This window comes from Flavobacterium sp., from assembly GCF_039595935.1.
Taxonomy (GTDB): Bacteria; Bacteroidota; Bacteroidia; order Flavobacteriales; family Flavobacteriaceae; genus Flavobacterium.
The window spans coordinates 323,745-343,440 of sequence record NZ_JBCNKR010000006.1 but is presented as its reverse complement, the minus strand read 5'-3'; the positions used below and the strand labels follow the sequence as shown (position 1 = coordinate 343,440).

At 35.0% G+C, this 19,696-nt stretch carries 6 protein-coding genes; 5 read left to right on the top strand and 1 reads right to left on the bottom strand.

The window, feature by feature from the left end; translation table 11 throughout:
• Positions 1-38: 38 nt before the first annotated feature.
• Positions 39-6,149: a T9SS sorting signal type C domain-containing protein gene (locus ABDW27_RS11165; RefSeq protein WP_343695972.1), complete on the bottom strand. Its 6,111-nt coding sequence runs from the start codon at positions 6,147-6,149 to the stop codon at positions 39-41.
• Between ABDW27_RS11165 and ABDW27_RS11160 the strand changes: the two genes are divergently transcribed.
• From ABDW27_RS11160 to ABDW27_RS11140, 5 genes are all read left to right on the top strand, one after another.
• A complete protein-coding gene (locus tag ABDW27_RS11160; RefSeq protein WP_343695971.1) occupies positions 6,148-6,300 on the top strand; it encodes a hypothetical protein in 153 nt (50 codons plus the stop codon). The genes ABDW27_RS11165 and ABDW27_RS11160 overlap by 2 nt on opposite strands.
• A gap of 244 nt (positions 6,301-6,544) precedes the next feature.
• A complete protein-coding gene (locus tag ABDW27_RS11155; protein WP_343695970.1) occupies positions 6,545-7,024 on the top strand; it encodes a regulatory protein RecX in 480 nt (159 codons plus the stop codon).
• Between the two features lie 397 nt (positions 7,025-7,421).
• Positions 7,422-11,999, top strand: coding sequence for a T9SS sorting signal type C domain-containing protein (locus ABDW27_RS11150; RefSeq protein WP_343695969.1), 4,578 nt, complete (start codon positions 7,422-7,424; stop codon positions 11,997-11,999).
• A gap of 168 nt (positions 12,000-12,167) precedes the next feature.
• On the top strand, positions 12,168-15,230 hold the full coding sequence (locus ABDW27_RS11145) for a T9SS sorting signal type C domain-containing protein (RefSeq protein ID WP_343695968.1): 3,063 nt from the start codon (positions 12,168-12,170) through the stop codon (positions 15,228-15,230).
• A gap of 159 nt (positions 15,231-15,389) precedes the next feature.
• Positions 15,390-19,241, top strand: coding sequence for a T9SS sorting signal type C domain-containing protein (locus tag ABDW27_RS11140; RefSeq protein ID WP_343695967.1), 3,852 nt, complete (start codon positions 15,390-15,392; stop codon positions 19,239-19,241).
• Positions 19,242-19,696: the final 455 nt, after the last annotated feature.

The following is a 19,696-nucleotide window of genomic DNA, read 5'->3' as shown; positions in this document are numbered from 1 at the left end:
GAAAGACAAAAGGATTTTTTGTTTAGAGAAATATATTTTTATTTGAATATAATTTTTCGTGTTACTTCGGCTTTGTTTTCAAGAGTAACTTTTACTAATAAAACCTGTTCAGCAGCCTGAAGATTTGAGATTGATAATTCTAAACCTCCAACTTTCTTTTTGTTGTATAAAAGTCTTCCGTTAATATCAAAAATAGAAACCTCTTTAATGTTTTCTTTTGATGAAAGCACGTTTATGACTTTATCTTTTACAGAAATTAAAAGACCGTCTTTTACATTTTCAAAATCTCCTGTACCTAATGTTTTGTTAGTATAACGAAGATTAAAACGATCTGTAAAAGTTCCAATTTCGGTTGTAAATTTATAATCTCCAGCTTTTAAGTCATAAACTGTACTGTTTAATTTATCTTCTAAATATACTTTTTGCCCGTCAAACAATCCATCAGTATGATCGATTGCAATTGTAAATTCTCCTGCTACAGTTGTTTTGTAACCTAAAGGAATTACATCTTCTTCTTCAAAAGGAATAGCACGACCCTGAACAGTTAGTTTTTTAGCATCATTGATACTGTAAAAATCTACATAAGTATTTCCGTTAAGAGTGGCTGCGTCATAGTTTTGATCAAAGCTGTTTGTCGCTCCGTCGATATAACCAATCAAAGCTTGTTTGAAAGCACCTTCTGCATTTGAGAAATTCAGCCATAAACGGTTTTTCTCGATATTAGTTTCAGTAGTTTTAAAGAACTGGCTGTTGTTTCCAGCTACCCTCATACTGTTTGTGAAAACAATATTACTTCCTGTACTTGCTTTAAAGAAGAAAGCCTGACCCGCTGCAATTTTTCCTAACATCGTGGCCGCACCACTGGCAGTTCCTGTACTTCCAGTTAAAGTATAAACAGCATAGTCATTCGTAGTATAGTTGTATTTAGCATCTCCGGCCACACTTCCGTTTGGAGGTGAATTGTGTGTCCAGAAATACAAAGCTCCAGTTCCGGTATTGCTAATTAATAAATCGGCATCAATTGCAGATGGATATGGATTTCCGATTAAATTCCATTTTGTAGCTATCGGAGTAAAAGGAATATCTCCATTGTTTGGAACTCCTGTAAAAGTTGCAGAGTAAACCGCTGATGATACGATATCAAATCCCTGTGGAGCTCTTACGATATATCCTTGTCCAGGCATCATTTCTAAAGTTCCATTATAATCAATTACCCACGCAGATGAAGTCGCATTATACCAGTAATATTTATCGGCCAGTGTAGTTGATGATAAATCATAAAGTGTAAATTTAGGAGTCGCTTTTACCGGCGCTGACCAATATGTAAAATCATAACGACGCACTGGCTGTGTATCTCTTTTATAAACAATGTTTCCGCTGTTAACAGCATTTGTAGTCTGCACTAAACTCGCATTATTTTCAAAAGTTAAAGTACTTCCGGTATTAACAGTTACAGAGCTAGTAATTGTTAACGTGTTTGTACTTTGTACAGTAAGTAAACTGTTGTTGTTTAGATTAAGAGTATAACCTTGAGCAACAGTATTCGTTCCTGTTATTTGAGGTTTATTTGTTATAGCTGTTAAATCTGGAATTGTAACACAGTCTGCAGAAGTTGGTACACCGCTTGGTGTCCAGTTTCCTGCTGTATTCCAGCTTGTACTTACACTACCATTCCATGTTTTTCCTGCATAAGCATTTATAGTTACAACAGTAATTGGAGATTCGCATCCTGAACTGTTTTTAGTTGTAACATTATATGGTCCAGCTGCTAATCCTGTAAATACACCAGTTGTATTGGTGAAAGTTGTTCCGTCAACACTATAAGTAATTCCCGCTGCTGGAGCTGGACTTGAAACCGTAATTGTTCCTGTAGGTGCAGCACAAGTTGGCTGAGTTGTAACAGAAGCAGTAGGTGCTACCGGAGTTGGATTTACTGTTAAAAGAGCTGAATTTGAGTTGCTTGAACAAGTTCCTACCGTAACAATACAACGAACATAATATCCTGAATATGATAATGCAATGTTAGAAACACTTAACGAAGCAGTTGTATGTCCCGTTGCACCAGGAGCTCCATTTGTATTAGTCCAGGCTGCATTATCCGGAGAATACTGCCATTGGTAAGTTGGGCTTCCTGCAGATGTAACAACAGTGAATGTATGTGATTTGCCTTCGCACACCGTAACTGTTTGCGGATGTGTTGTAATAGCTGGGAGAGCGTTTACAGTAGTTGTAGATGAAGCTGCAGTAGTAGCGGTACAGCTGCTCGCATTTGTATAATTAACAGTAACCGTTTTACTTCCAGCTGTTAGCCATCTTAGAGTAACTGTATTGCTTCCTGTTCCAATTCCACCAGATGTGATAGTATAATCTGTTCCGGCAGTACCTGGAATAGTCCAGATATAATTACTCATTGCTGATTGTGTTGTATAAGTCACATCGCTGCTAGCACAAGTTGATGCTCCCGGAGAGGCTGTAAAAGTTACAGTTGGTCGCAAATTAACTGTTGTAGCCGATGAAGCAGTAGTAGTTGCAGTACAGCTATTTCCATCAGTATAATTAATAGTAACGGTTTTATTTCCGGATGTCAACCATCTTAAAGTAACAGTATTGCTTCCAGTTCCAATTCCACCAGATGTAATAGTATAATCAGTACCAGCGGTACCTGGGACAATCCAAGTGTAATTTGTTTGTCCTGTCTGAGTTGTATAAGTTACATCAGTATTAGAACAAGTTGATGCACCCGGTGAAGATGTAAAAGTAATAGTTGGACGTAAATTTACTGTAGTTGTAGATGAAGCTGCAGTTGTTGCATTACATCCACTTGCATTAGAATAATTTACAGTAACAGTTTTGCTTCCTGCTGTTAACCATCTTAGCGTAACCGTATTGCTTCCTGTTCCAATTCCGCCAGATGTGATAGTATAATCAGTACCAGCAGTTCCCGGAACAGCCCAGGTATAATTTGTTTGACTTGGCTGTGTAGTGTAAACAACATCAGTATTAGAGCAAGTTGCTGCCCCAGGTGAAGCTGTGAAAGTAGCAGTTGGTCGTAAATTAACCGTTGTCGCTGTTGAAGTTGCAGTAGTTGCTGTACAGCTATTTGTATCCGTATAATTAATTGTAACTGTTTTACTTCCGGCAGTTAACCATCTTAGGGTTACAGTATTGCTTCCAGTTCCAATTCCGCCAGTTGTAATAGTATAATCAGTTCCTGCAGTTCCCGGAACAGTCCAGATGTAATTGCTCATTCCTGATTGTGTTGTATAAGTTACATCAGTGTTAGAACAAGTTGCTGCTCCCGGCGATGCGTTGAAAGAAACAGTTGGACGTAAGTTTACAGTAGTAATTGATGTTGTAGCAGTAGTTGCGTTACAGCTGCTAGCGTTTGTATAATTTACAGAAACTGTTTTGCTTCCGGCTGTTAACCATCTTAAAGTAACGGTGTTGCTTCCAGTTCCAATTCCGCCAGCTGTAATTGTATAATCAGTACCTGCTGTACCCGGAACTGTCCAAGTATAACTTGACTGCCCAGTTTGAGTCGTATAAGTTACATCAGTATTAGAACATGTATTTGCACCAGGAGAAACTGTAAAAGTAACCGTTGGACGAAGATTTACTGTTGTAGTCGATGAAGTTGCAGTAGTTGCAGTACAACCATTAGAATTTGTATAATTAATAGAAACTGTTTTGCTTCCCGCCGTTAGCCATCTTAAGGTTACGGTATTGCTTCCCGTTCCAATTCCGCCAGATGTAATGGTGTAATCAGTTCCTGCAGTTCCGGGAACTGTCCATATATAATTGGTTTGACTTGCTTGTGTTGTATAAGTTACGTCAGTATTTGAGCATATATTTGCTCCAGGTGAAACTGCAAAAGTAGGTGTTGGTAATGCATTTACAGTTAATGTAACTGCGTTTGATGTTACGCTTGTAGAACAAGCATCGCCTATAACTACAGTATAACTACCTGCATTTGCCGCTGTAGGATTTGTTAAAGTGAGTGTGTTTGTGCCTTGTCCGGAAATTACTCCTCCGTTAGTAACGACTGTTCCTCCTAATCTCCAAGAATAAGTTTGGCCAGATCCTGTTGCAACGACAGAAATAGTACGTGTACCAGATCCTGTACATACTGGTGTTGGTGCAGTAGGCTGTGTTGTGATTACTGCAGTACTCATATCAACAAGAACAGATGTTGTTGTTATGGTTGTACCACAAGTTACTTGTACACGATAATACGTTTTTGCAGTTTGAGTAGTCGAAAATGTTGAATTTGAATTAGCTATATCCTGATATCTTATTAATAAATTATCAATAATGTGGTTGTCATTTGAACCACCTGTTCTTGCAGCAAACTTAAATTTCCATGCAGATTTATTAGTTGAAAGATAGGCTGCCGGAAGTGCTAAATCTGAAACAACTATTGACCCATTAACTCTTAAAGTTAGTTTTCCTTTTGAATCTACTGTTAAAACTACTGGGGTATTTCCTGTAGTTGGTCTTAAGGCAGGAACATCAATTGCTGAGTTGAAAAGTACATTCCCAGCATATAATACTCGAATACGGCTACCAGTTGCTACACCTTCATTATCATAAGTGTCAAATTGAACAATGATACCAGATCCTTGTCCGCCTTCACCTCCTGCGGCATCACTTGTTATATCATCTGCATAGCTTAAACTAAAACCATCTGCTCCTGTACCTCCCGAAGCTTGATAATCGAAGTTTACAGTAAAGGCATCCATATTGGTTCCAGGAATATTTTGAATTACAAAAGCTCCGTTTAAACTATTTGTAGCTGGTGTTAAAAGTAATTGATTTCCTGTTACAGAAGCACTACCGTAAACGTTTGTATTTGCTGGTAATGAGTTAAAAGCTTCTGTTCCAAAAAAGGTTATTGGAGCTGGAGTCGCATTACTCCAAGTTGCATTATCTGGAGAAGTCTGCCATACATAAGTTGCTCCATCGGATAATGTACTGCTTGGTAAAGAAATTGTAAAAGGAACATTTGGACATACAGTAGAGACCGTGCTTACTGGGGCTCCTGCAGTTCCAGTACATCCAGATTGAACGGTTACTTTATAATCTTCCATTTGCCCGCTGCTTCCGCTTATGGCACATGGAGTATTGTTATAGCCAGTTAGACGACCGATAATTCTCATTTTTATATTGCCGGTAGTAACGCTTGGTACAGTAATATAAACTGAGGCAACCCCTGTTGTTCCAGTTGAATTTCTAATAGTTCCGATTTGGTAATATTCACCTGAATCATCAAAATCACCATCATTATTCCAGTCAAAAAATGCAGAATAATAAACATTTTGATCTCCACCTGTGTTTCCTTTTACTGTTAAAGAATATCCTTTCCCTTGAGTAATTGTAGTTGGAGTATCTGCGGTGAAATCTTCATACCCAGTTGTTCCTGAACTTGTTTTTGATAATGTGTTTAAACTTACATTGGTAATTTGTAATACTGTAGAAAAATTAGCGCAAGTACTTGAAGATACATTTATTTGCCCTGTTGTGGCAGCAAAATAAGTGTCACTTTTATTGGTTGCTGCAGAACTTGAACTACCCCAAGAACCAGGAAGAGATTGAGTAGACCCGAGAAACAATGTGTTTGCAGTATGAGTTTGTGTCCCTAAGTTAGCAACTATGCCTGAGTTAATTGTTAAAGTGTTTGCTATTGTAGTAGCTCCTGTGGAAGTAAATGTTTTAGTTCCACTTCCAGAAAGAGTAAGAGCATAAAAATTAGTTGTATTAAAAGATTGATTTGCACCATTTAATACTGTTGTAGCTGTTGCTGTACCAATATTCATGTTAAAAGTTCCACTGTTAGTTATATTTCCGGAAACATTTAAAATATTGCCTCCATCTCCAGCAGTAATAAATTGACCTCCAGTATTAATGGTTACATTTCCAGAAACAGTAATCGTTCTGTCTGCATTACTATTTCCTATTGTAAGTATTCCGCTAATATTAAGACTTTTAGCGGTTGCATTTGCATTAATTACTGGACTATTAGATGTTCCAGATGGGATAACGACATCATATGTGTTGTCTGGAACTCCGCTTGGACTCCAGTTTCCACTTGTATTCCAATTACTGTTTGATGAACCAGTCCATGTTTTTGTCTGTGCAAGACCAAAATTCATGAAAAAAAACATCCCCAAACAAAATAATCTTAAACTAAAAGTGAAAGATTTTTCTTTAGGAAAATTGGGGGAAAATAAAAATAAAGAACGGGCATTCAAAAGTAGTTTTCGAATCATAGTAGGCGTGGTATTAAATTTGTTTTGGCATTAATTCAAATAAAAAATCTCATATTTCGTTATCAACGAAAACTAAATTTTGAACTTAAATTCTTATTAATAACTGTTTAAGAAACCGGGCAGTTTAACAAACAGAATTTACGCACAAAATTATTATAAATCCTGATATACACAAGTGGTTTTTAAAAGTCTTTTGTGAAATAGGGAATAAACAAGTGATAATTTAACATTTAAATGATTATTTTTACCATTAATAGTTAAAAAGAAAGAAAAAACTCATGAATTCATTTTGTACTCCAAAAGAAGCTTTACAGAAATTAGAACGTTATTGTGCCTATCAGGAACGCTGTCATGACGAAGTAGTTTCTAAACTTTACAGCTTAAAAATGACTTCTGATGAAATAGATTCTATTGTAGTTCAATTAATTGAAAATAATTTTTTGAATGAAACTCGTTTTGCCTGCAGCTTTGCAAGAGGTAAACACAGAATCAAACATTGGGGCAAAATTAGAATCACAAATGAACTTAAACTCAGAAATATTTCTTCAACAAATATCAATCTCGCTTTAAAGGAAATTTCTCCAGAAGAATATTTTGAAACTTTTGAAAATCTTTCACAAAAATGCTGGGATACGATATTAGAAATAAATACGTTAAAAAAGCGAAAAAGGTTTTGCGATTATCTTCTTCGAAGAGGTTATGAAAGTAATTTGGTTTACGAAAAAGTAAAAGAATTGGAGCAAGATTCCACCTCATAAATTGTATTTAAAATCTTATTTTTTGATCGTTTCAAAATTTCTGAAAAGCACTAAAAACTACTTTAAATTTCTTACGGAATAAAAAATAACCATTAGTTGTAAAATATTGCTTTTCTGAGGATTTTTTACAAAACAAGACGTTTTTTCGATTATTTTCCCAAAAACACAGTCTAAAATCAGATCATATTACGGATTTTTCTTATTTTTAACAAGCTTTTTTTATAAGAAATTCCATAAATTCGTCATTTTTACTATGCATTTCGTCGAGTATTTTTTCGCTTCATCGATTATATGCCACTTCTAAAAACCCTGATAAATACAAGCACGTATATGTCTCTATCTTTGTGGGTGATACAAATCTTATGCTCGCATAACAACCTGATAGAAAACATATAACATGATGAGAACTCTACTTTTATTTTTGTTTTTACCTTTTTTTGGATTTGCACAAACTGTTGATTTAGCTTCCTGGGCTTTAACAACAGATGGCAATATTACAACCAAACAAAGTTATGTTCAGTCTGGTACTTTTACATCGGATCAAAATCCTATTGCCTATGGAAGTACAGGAGCGTTAGTTACAGGATGGAACAATTCTGGTTTTGTACACTATCGTTATATTGAAGTGTCAATTGCACCCACTACAAATAATGTAATTTGGGTTTCAAATTTAGTTTTTCAACAGGCAAGTATTCCTAACGGAGGTACACCTGGTCCATCTACTTACATTGCAAAATATTATATTTCTCAAAACGGAAATGTTCCTTCAACGGATCAATTTTTCAATACAGCGACAAATTTAGTTGCTGAAGAATCTATTTCAGGAAACCCTTCGAAGAGCATTAAAATCAATGAATCTTTAAATTCTAATCAAAGATTAATTGTTCGTCTTTACACAAAAGGAAGCGATTATAATAATATCAAATGGCAGATCTTAGCCAATACATTAAAGTTTACAGGTAAACTAATGGGGCCATTAGCAGGACCATATGTAGTTGGAAGTGGCGCAGCAGCAGATTTCGGTACACTAACATCGGCTGTAAATACTCTTAACAATGTTGGTGTTTCTGCTGCCGTAACATTTTTACTTGATAATACGGCATATAATGTTTCAACTTCAGAAATTTTTCCTCTTGTAATTAATCCTTACACAGGAAATACTGCCTACAAAGTAACTTTTAAACCCAACACAGGCAGAACAGTAACTATCGAATCGAGTAATACTGCCAAGAATACAGAAGCAGTTTTTAAATTAAACGGTGTTGATAATGTCGTTTTTGATGGAAGTAATACCACTAATGGTACTACCAAAAACATGACTATTTATAATAATAACCAGTCAAATAATGATAGAGCTGTTATTTGGATCGCAAGCCAAAACACGACTAATGGTGCAAATAGTAATGAGGTTAAGAATTTAATTTTACAGCAATATTCACGAGGTACATATGATTACTCGATTGGTGTTTTTGGTGGAGGAACGAGCAGCGCATCAAGTGCGGCAGAAACGGCAAACTCATCAAATATTATTAGCAATAACACTTTTACAGGGATGGGACATCCGGTATATTTGAATGGACTTGCAACTTCACTATCTACAGGCTGGAAGATTCAAAGCAATTTGATTGGGGGAACAACAAATACAAATAAACCGCATGTTGGTATTAGATTAAATAATGCTAAAGATTACGAAGTATCTCAAAATACTATTACAGGTGTTTATAAAGAAGATTCACAAAGTGCAACAGCTCATCATGCTGGTATTTCAGTTTATGGAACGAGTAATGGTAACATCTTCAGCAATAAAATTAGTGATGTATATGATGCAACTGGTAATGGTATGACATATTGTGCAGGAATTTATGTTGATAGTGGAAATAATACTATCTACAACAATTTTATCAATAATGTCCGTACTAGCAATACAAATGATAGTAACTCTAATTTTAATTATAAAGGTCACGGTATTTATATAAACAGCGGAGCTTCTAACAAAGTTTATTTCAATACTGTTTCGATGGATGCATCTGGAGCAGGAGGGAGATCTTCTTGTTTATTTGTAAACGGAGGTTCAGCATTAGATGTTCGAAATAATATATTTTATAATAGCCAGACATCAGGAACGCAATATGCAATTTTTACAAGAGTTGCAGCTTCAGTATTTGCTACTTTAAGTTATAATGATCATTATGTAGCGAAATATGCATCATTCTTTAATTCAAGAATTCAGGATAATGCAGATTCTACAACATTGGCAGCTTGGCAGACTTTAACTGGAAAAGAACAAAATTCTATTGTAGTTGAACCAAAATTTATCTCGGCATCAGATTTTCACTTAGCACAGAATACAACAAACTCTGGAATTCATGCTAAAGGTACTCCAATAACAGGTTTTACAACAGATATTGACAGCGAAACAAGAAGCACAACTGCACCAGATATGGGAGCAGATGAAATCATTATTTGTCAGCAGGGAGATCAAACAACTTTTGGTGTAGATTCATGGATTGGATATGTTTACAAATGGAATACAACTACTCCAAATCCTGCATTGGCAGCTTCACCGGCAACTTCAACAAATGTTTATATTGGTAATGTAACGGAATCTATAAATTTTGATCGAAATGTTGGAGCAGGAGCCGTAAGTGGAGCTACAACAAACATATGCGGAACTCCTCCGACTGATAACTTTTTTGTTCGCTACAAAATGAGAACAACTACTGCAGCCGGAACTTACAATATTACTATTGGATCAGATGACGGAATTAGATTGTATATTGACGGAACTTTGGTTTTAACCAGATGGAATGACCACAGCTATATCTTAGATGCAACTTTATATACATTAACAGCAGGTTCTCATGATTTTGTTTTAGAGTATTATGAAAATGCGGGTTCATCACGTACTACTTTCTCATATGGTTTAATTAAAGGAGATAATGTTAATTTACCATATGGAGATAATGTTTGGAATGTTTATGGTTTTACAAAAAACAATTTAGATTTAGCACAAACTGTGTACGCAGGAAATTTAGTTGATTCAAGTTTAAATATTAACACAACCACAAAATGGGCAGCTGATAAATCTCCTTCTTCTGCAACTGCATGGCAAGGTGCGCCAATTCCGGTTGATAACTATTCTGTAACTTATAAACGTCAGGGTTTCCCTTGTGGGAATTATCAAATTCAGGTTGTAAACTGTGATGATGATATGAGAATTTATGTAAATGAAGTTCTGGAATATACAGCTGGACAAAATATTGGAACAGCAGTTTTAATAAAATCTGGTCAGATTTATACTTTAAATAAAAATTCAAAAATCGAAGTTCGATTAAGAGAAGATGCGGGTGATGCAAAAATGGCTGTTAACTTTATAGCTATTCCAACTGTTTATGATGGATCATCAACCCCTGCAAGCGGTTCAGCAATAACTGTAAATACGAACACAACCTTAAATTCAGATTTACAAGTTTGTTCATGTACAATTAGCCCTGGTGTTACATTAACCATACCGGCAGGCAGAACATTAACTGTTGATGAAACAACAACTGTAGGAGCGGGTGGAAAACTTTTGGTTAAAAATTCTGGTTCATTATTGCAAAATAGTACAAGTACAACAGCTTATCAGGGAGCAACGAATTCATTTGAAATTCAAAGAGATACACAATTAGTTCGTCGTTATGACTTTACTTACTGGTCAACACCGGTGTCAGCAACTCCGGGAGTAACGCTTCATGATTTATCTCCAACAACATTGGCTGATAAATATTACAGCTATAATGCAAGCGGATCTGCGTGGGTAATTAATTATAACGGAACATTAGTAATGACACCTGGACAAGGTTACATTGTAAGAGCTCCTCAGGAATTTGATATTAATACTGGAGCTATCTATCATGCTTCTTTTACAGGAATTCCAAATAATGGAAATATTACAGTTACTCCGGTAGCTACAAAATGGAATTTAATTGGAAATCCATATCCATCAGCAATTGATGCTGATTTGTTAATCAAAAACACAGGAACAGGAGCTTTATATTTCTGGACACACAATTCGCCTCCAAGCGGAACTGTTGTGGGAGACGCTAAATACAATTATACCACTAATGATTATGCAGTATATACTTTAACAGGAAGTACAGGAACTTCAAGTGGTGCAGCTAATCACTTAGGAAAAATTGCAGCAGGTCAGGCTTTTTTCTTTAAAGCGAGTACAGGAAACAATATTGTATTTACAAACAGTATGAGAGTAGCTGGAAACAACAGCCAGTTCTTTAAAACTACAGAAACCAATATCGAGAAAAACCGTTTATGGCTGAACTTCTCAAACGATCAAGGAGCCTACAAACAAGCTTTAATTGGTTACATTGAAGGTGCTACAAACAGTTTTGACCAAAATTATGATGCGGCAACTCTTAACGGAAATACGTATATAGATTTTTATAGTATCAATGATGCTAAAAAACTAACAGTTCAGGGCCGTGCCATTCCTTTTGAAGAAGAAGATGTGATTCCTTTAGGTTACAAAACAACTGTAGCAGGAGAATTTACAATTGCAATTGATCATACTGATGGATTGTTTGACGGTCAAAAAGTATATTTAGAAGATAAAACAACCAGCACAGTTTTTGATTTAAAAGCTGGGGATTATAAATTTACAACCGAAATAGGAACTTTTACAGATCGTTTCCAATTGCGTTACACAAATAAAACATTAGGAACAGGCGATTTCGAAAATGTAAAAGACGGTCTTTTAGTATCAGTAAAAGATAAAGTTGTAAAAGTTACCTCTTCAAATGAAAATATTAAAGGAATAAATATTTATGATATTAATGGAAAACTTTTATTAAGTAAAAATAAAGTTGGAGAATCAGAATTATCAATTTCAAATCTGCAGTCTTCTAATCAGGTTTTATTAGTAAAAGTTACACTTGAAAATGATTTCACAACAACAAGGAAAATTATTTTCAACTAATAAGAATAAAATATAATAAAAATCCGACAGCGAAAGCTGCCGGATTTTTCCATGTAATAACATGACTAAAAACAAAAAAGAGATTATTAAAACAATATAAAAATTAAATTTTTTAAGAAAGCTGTAAATCATTAACAAACAACCAAATCAACCCCAAACACAAATTGTATGCCCCAAAAATTACTTTTGTTTACCCGTTCTTTACTAAAAAGAATAGCATTTGCATTCTTATTGATTTCCTTAAAAACATCAGCTCAGTTAACAGCGTCTTCCAGAATCTATACGGATTGGAATGGCTATTGGACTTCAAATTCTACAACTGGAGTTGGTAATCGCCCAGACAGAGAAAACAACTTATTAGGTTTTAGCTGGAATGGCACAACGTATTCAACTGGTGTAAATGATGCAGTCCTTACCTCGCATTCTGTAACATTCAGTGCACAAAAATTTAGAGCTTTAAAAATTCAGACACTTGGTTCAACAACAAGTTCTTACTTTCTGCAAGGTTCAATGATAGACGGATCAGCGAGTACAGCAACTTTAATTCCTGCTTTAGCCGGTTCAACAGCTACAGGTGCAGAACTTGCCTCAAGATTAACTGATGGCGCAAGCGGTCTGTCAATTGGTACAGGAGTTGCGAATATAAAAGCCGGAACAGCAGAATTTAAAGTAGGAACCAATAACCTGAATCTTGCCGGTATTGGCGATGGAGTTCCTGATTTAATTGTAACACAGGTTGCAGATCCAGGAGGAACACCAGATACTTTTAAATTTATTGATGCCTCAGGAAATACTGTTGGAACTGAATTGTCTATAAAATTTGACGCGGTTACCGCAATAGGTACATATAGTCTAGACCTTTTTAAAATGGATGGTACTTTAGGATTTGCTGCAGCATCAACCAGAGATATCAGAATGTTAGCGATTGAGACCAGCCAATTTGGAATAAACTCTGGAAATGCCGCTCAGGTTGATCGTTTCGTTGTCACTTTTTCAGGAAGTTCAGATTGTGCTTTTATTGCGTTCAATACGAATTCATTAAAAATTGCAGAATTAAGTCTTATAAAAACGGCTTCTATCGCAACTTGCGGTAAAGTTGGAGATGTAATCAACTATACTTTTAATGTAAAAAATACAGGAGAAGTTCCTATTACTGATGTTCATGTATCCGATCCTATGCCGGGTGTAACGATAACCGGAAATCCAATTGCCAGTTTGGCAGCAGGAGCAACAGCAACTTTAACCGGAACTTATACCATTACCGCTGCCGATGTAAATTTAGGAAGAGTCGTTAATTCTGCTAAAGTTATGGGAACAGATCCATCATTAAACGTAGTTGAAGATATTTCCGGACAAACTTATACAGACAATATTTCAACTTCTATAGATTTATTAGCACCACCAACTATTGGCACTGTAAGTGATATTACATGTACAGCTTTAGGAAGTATAGTACTAAATAATCTTCCATCAACAGGAACCTGGACTATCGAAAGAACTCCCGGAGGTACTACTTATACAGGTACTGGAACTAGTACCACAATTTCCGGACTTGCCGCAAACACTTATACTTTTAGAGTAACCAATAGTACAGGCTGTAAGTCACCAGCAAGTTTGGGAGGAACTGTTACAGATCAGTCTTCAACAACATGGAACGGAACAGCTTGGTCAAACGGAACTCCAACAGCTTCAAAAAGAGCTGTTTTTGCGGGAGCTTTTCCAATAACTGCAGATTTAACTGCCTGCTCTTGTACTATTAACAACGGCGTAAATTTAACTGTTCCATCAGGACGAACGTTAACAATTACAAATGCAGTAACCGTAAATTCAGGCGGCTCTTTAACATTCGACAACAATGCAAGTTTGGTGCAGACTACAAATGCAGTAAACAGCGGAAACGTTACTTATAAAAGAGATACACAGCCGGTACGCCGTATGGATTTTACATATTGGTCTACACCAGTAACTGCAACCCCATCTTATACACTACATGATTTATCGCCAACAACACTGGCTGATAAATATTACAGCTATAATGCAAGCGGATCAGCGTGGGTTATTAATTATAACGGAACTTTACCGATGGTGCCTGGACAAGGATATATTGTAAGAGCACCACAGGGATTTGATTTGGTAACATCATCCGTTTATTCAGCAACTTTTACAGGAGTTCCAAATAATGGAAATATCACAGTTACTCCAGTTGCCACAAAATGGAATTTAATTGGAAATCCATATCCATCAGCAATCGATGCTGATATGGTTATTACGAATACAGGAACAGGAGCATTATATTTCTGGACACACAATTCACCGCCAAACGGAAGCGTAGTTGGAGATGCTAAATACAATTATACTACGAATGACTATGCAGTATATACTTTAACAGGAAGCACAGGAACAGCAAGTGGCGCAGCTACTCACTTAGGAAAAATTGCTGCAGGTCAGGCTTTTTTCTTTAAAGCGAGCACAGGAAATAATATTGTTTTCACAAACAGTATGAGAGTTGCCGGAAACAACAGTCAGTTCTTTAAAACTACTCAAACTAATATCGAAAAAAATCGATTATGGCTGAATTTCTCTAATGCAGAAGGAGCGTACAAACAAGCCTTAATTGGTTATATTGAAGGTGCAACAAACAGCTTTGATCAAAACTATGATGCAGCTACTCTTAACGGAAATACTTTCGTAGATTTTTACAGTATCAATGATGCTAAAAAATTAACCGTTCAGGGGCGTGCCATTCCTTTTGAAGAAGAAGACGTGATTCCGTTGGGATATAAAACAACCGCAGCAGGAGAATTTACAATCGCAATAGATCACACAGACGGATTGTTTGACGGTCAAAAAGTATATTTAGAAGATAAAGTAAACAGCGTTATTCACGATTTAAAAGCTGGAGATTATAAATTTACGACCGAAATAGGAACTTTTACAGATCGTTTTAATCTTCGTTATACTAACAAAACATTAGGTACAGGAGATTTTGAAAATGTAAAAGACGGTCTTTTGGTTTCTGTAAAAGATAAAATCATAAAAGTAACTTCTTCAAAAGAAAACATTAAAGAAGTAAACATATACGATATTACCGGAAAGCTTTTATATAATAAAAAGAAAGTAGGAGCTTTAGAATTATCAATCTCAAATCTGCAATCTTCTAATCAGGTTTTATTAGTAAAAGTTACGCTCGAAAATGATTTTACTACTACAAGAAAAATCATTATTAAATAAAAAATGATTTCATAAAAACATAAAAATCCATTTGTCTGTAAAGGCAAATGGATTTTTTTATTGAATCAAAAATCACCAAAAGTGGGTATTGTGATTTCTAATCAGGCTTTTTAATTTCGGTTAATTCTTACAAAATACTTAACAGACATTTTTTCAACTTTGATAAAAAAATTACTCTACACATTAACTTTTCTGGTTTCTTTTTATAATCAGGCGCTATTTGCCCAGCAGGGAAAAGTAGATATCACATTCAATACTATCGATGATGGACAAAAAGGCGATGGGTTTAACAGTATTGTACGAACCCTGCTTTTACAACCCGATAATAATCTCATCGTAGGAGGTGATTATACAAGCTTAAACGGAATTCCCTGCTCCCACTTAACCCGTTTGCTGCCCGACGGAACAATAGACGAAAGTTTTAATACAGGAACAGGTTTTGTAGGTAACGTTTACTCTTCTAATGTGCAGCCAGATGGAAAAATATTAGTGGGAGGAAACTTTTCCAGTTACAACGGAACTAACGCAGGCCGACTCATTCGCTTAAATCATGACGGTACACAAGATCTTACTTTCAACACTTCGATAGGAGCTCAAACAGGGATAATCCATGACATTGCTTTACAATCTGACGGTAAAATTATTATTGTCGGAACTATTACTAAATACAACAATACAACCATAAACAGAATTGCCCGCCTTTTGCCAAACGGCTCTTTAGATTCTTCTTTTTTAATTGGAACAGGAGCTTCAGTCAGTATTACAAATGTTAAGGTTTTACCTGATGATAAAATCCTGCTTACCGGAAATTTTGAATCATTCAACAACATTCCTTCAAAAAGAATCATCCGTTTAAACGCTGATGGAAGTGTAGATTCAAGTTTTGATACAGGAACCGGTTTCGATAATAATGTAAATGCCATAGAAATACAAACGGATGGTAAGATACTTTTAGGCGGAAGTTTTACATCTTATAATGAAATTACGGCGAATAGAATTGTGCGTTTAAATCCTGACGGTACACGAGATCTCAGTTTTCTTGGGTCAGGCTTTAGTAATAACGTGGTTCAGGTAATCAAAACAGATAGTTCAGGAAATATAATGATAGGCGGATCTTTTACAGGAAAATATGAAGGATCAGATGCCCCCAGACTCATTTTTTTAAATCCAGACGGAACTCCTAAAACTAATTTTGATTTAGATGCAGGCCCGGCAGCGACCGTTTGGGCTCTTGCTAATGATGCAGAAGGATCATGGTTTATAGGAGGAACATTTTCGGTTTTTGATGGCCAAAATCAGGGAAGACTGGCAAAGGTTAATTTTGAAGGAGAAGCAGATACAGGCTATTTGGCATCCGGAATTGGCTTTGATAATTCGGTTTTTAAAATCATTGCTTTACAGAACAAAAAGGCAATGGTATTTGGCAGTTTTACAAAATTTAATGATAACCCGGCTTTTAGAATTGCCAGACTTTTAGAAGATGGTTCTTTTGATAATGAATTTAATTCAGGAGGAAAATCAGCAAATAACATAATCAAAACAGCAGTTCTGCAATCAGACGGCAAAATGATTTTAGGCGGGAACTTTACTTCTTATAATGAACAATTGTATAATCGTATTGTTCGAATTTTTCCAGACGGATCGATAGACAATACCTTTAATGCAGGTTCAGGATTTAACGGTCAAATTAATTCGATGGCATTACAATCTGATGGTAAAATTATAATTGCAGGAAGCTTTACCCGCTTTAATAATGACTCTTCTGTAATAAGAATTGTGAGGCTTATGCCAGACGGATCAAGAGATTTTAGTTTTAATCCGGGTACAGGAACTGAAGCTGCCATAGAAGAAATGCTGATTCAGCCCGATGGAAAAATTTTAGTAGGAGGGCGATTTACAACTTTTAACGGACGTGATTTTCTGCATTTAGTTCGTTTAAATACTGACGGAAGTATCGATACAAGTTTTAATATCAGAGAAGGATTCGATAAAAATGTCTACTCACTAGCCTTACAGTCAGACGGAAAAATAATTGTAGGAGGCTCTTTTCTAACCTATAATAAAGTCTCACAAAAGAGAATACTTCGATTAAATTCAGATGGAAGTTTAGATACTGGTTTTGACTCTGGAATTGGGTTTAATAAAGGAGAAGTTCGTTCTATTTTAGTTCAGCCCGATGATCGCCTTTTAGTGGGAGGATCTTTTTCAGGAACTTACAAAAACAAAACATCTTTAAGATTAATCAGGTTATTAAAAACAGGAGATTATGATCCTTCTTTTGATGCAGGTCTCAATAATAAACTTTTCGCATTAAGTATTACAGCAGATCATAAACTTTTGATAGGCGGAAATTTTAATTCCGTTTCAGGAATTTCTAAACACAGAATCTGCCGTTTAAAACTCTGCTTGGAATCGACTACATGGAATGGAATTTCGTGGTCAAACGGCTATCCTTCCGGAGGAAAAGAAACCTTTTTTAAAGAAAGTTTTCCAAATTTAATTTCCTCGAATGTTTGCAGCTGCACAATTGATGAAGGAAAAAAAGTAACGCTTTTAAGCGGAAACACTTTAGGAATTGAATTTTCATATACAGGTTTGGGGACTTTAATTTTAGAAGACTCGGCAAGTTTATATCAATACGATGATGATATTGTAAACACAGGAGGTATTCAGGTAAAAAGGAAAACAAAACCGGTTTTAAAATTCGATTATACCTATTGGTCTTCTCCTGTACAAAATCAAACTTTATTTAACCTTTCACCAAACACATTATCGGATAAATATCTTTCATACAATTCTATTTATAATGGTTGGATAATAGAAGATCCTCAAACCAATATGATTCAGGGAAAAGGATATGCTGTAAGAGCACCTCAGGAATTCTCTAATACTGATCGTTCTGTATACGAAGCTGTTTTTACAGGAATTCCGAATAATGGTAAAGTGGAAATTAATTTTGAAGAAGCCAATAAATTTCAATTAATAGGAAATCCGTATCCATCGGCAATTAATGCAGATCTTTTTCTTAATAAAAATGAATTCAAAACCAAAGGAGCACTCTATTTCTGGACACACAATACGCCCATTGCCAATAGAGAATATACATCAGATGATTATGCCGTTTATAATTTAGTGGGCGGTGTTGGTACAAAAGCGGTATCAAACGGAATAAACGAAACAGTTCCGGATGGAAAAATAGGCTCTGGTCAGGCATTTTTTGTAAAAAGTAATCAAACCGGAAAGATTGAATTTAGTTGTAGTATGAGAATACCTGAAAAAAGCAATACTTTCTTTAAACCGGCAGCACTAGAAACAAATGAAAACAAAACCGAGACAGAAAAGCATCGTTTATGGTTGAATCTTAAAAATGAAAAAGGAGCATTTAAGCAGATTTTAGTAGGATACCTTCCAAAAGCAACCAACAATTTTGATATAAATTATGATGCTGAATCTTTTAACGGAAACAGTTATGTTGATTTTTATAGCATTTGCGATAGCAAAAAATTAGTCATTCAGGGTAGAGCATTACCATTTGAAGAAAACGATGAAATTATTTTAGGGTATAAAACCGTAATAGCAGAAAGCTTCATTATTGCAATAGATCATGCCGATGGAGATTTGAAAAATCAAACTATTTATTTAGAAGATAAACTAACAAATAATATATCCGATCTTACCTCAAAAGATTACACATTTAATAGTGAGATAGGAACATTTACAGACAGATTTGTTCTTCGTTTTGAAAACAAAAAACTCAATACAGATCATTTTAATGAAACTAAAGACGAAGTTTGGATTTCTGTAAAAAACAAAATTATTACAATAAAATCAGAAAGTACTGTTTTGAATAGTATAATGATTTACAATATAAATGGCGAGATGATTTACGAAAAAAACAAACTAGATGATACTCAGTTTGAAATATCAAATTTAAAATCAGCTGATAACGTTTTACTTATCAAAACAAACTTAAAAGACGGTCGTTCGATAGTGAAAAAAGTAATTTTTTGATATCAAATTACTTAAAAAACACTGAAATCCGTTTACAGAGCCGTAAAATAATTTTTTCGCTTAAGGATATTAATTTCATGTAATTTTCTTTCTTATGGCTTTATTTTACTGGTATTTAACAATTTAACCTAAAAGCAATTTTTGAACTGTTGTCAGATAAAAAGTGTTAAAGTTTTAAGTTTTAACTATCCTTTTAAAATAACATTGTAAATAAAATCGTACCTTGTTGTAATGGTTGTCGACTAAAGACAATAAAACCCGTCAAAACACACATTTTTTATATCCTTGTTTGAAAGCCAGAATACATTTATTTTTTTATAAGCCAGAAATATTGATTGCTATTTTAAATACCACAAAAAGTATTGCCAGTATTATTTTGGTTTTGATTTTCAAAACCATTTTTCAAAATCAGAATTTATTTTTTAAGGTATTTAGAAATTTTCTTAATCAATATT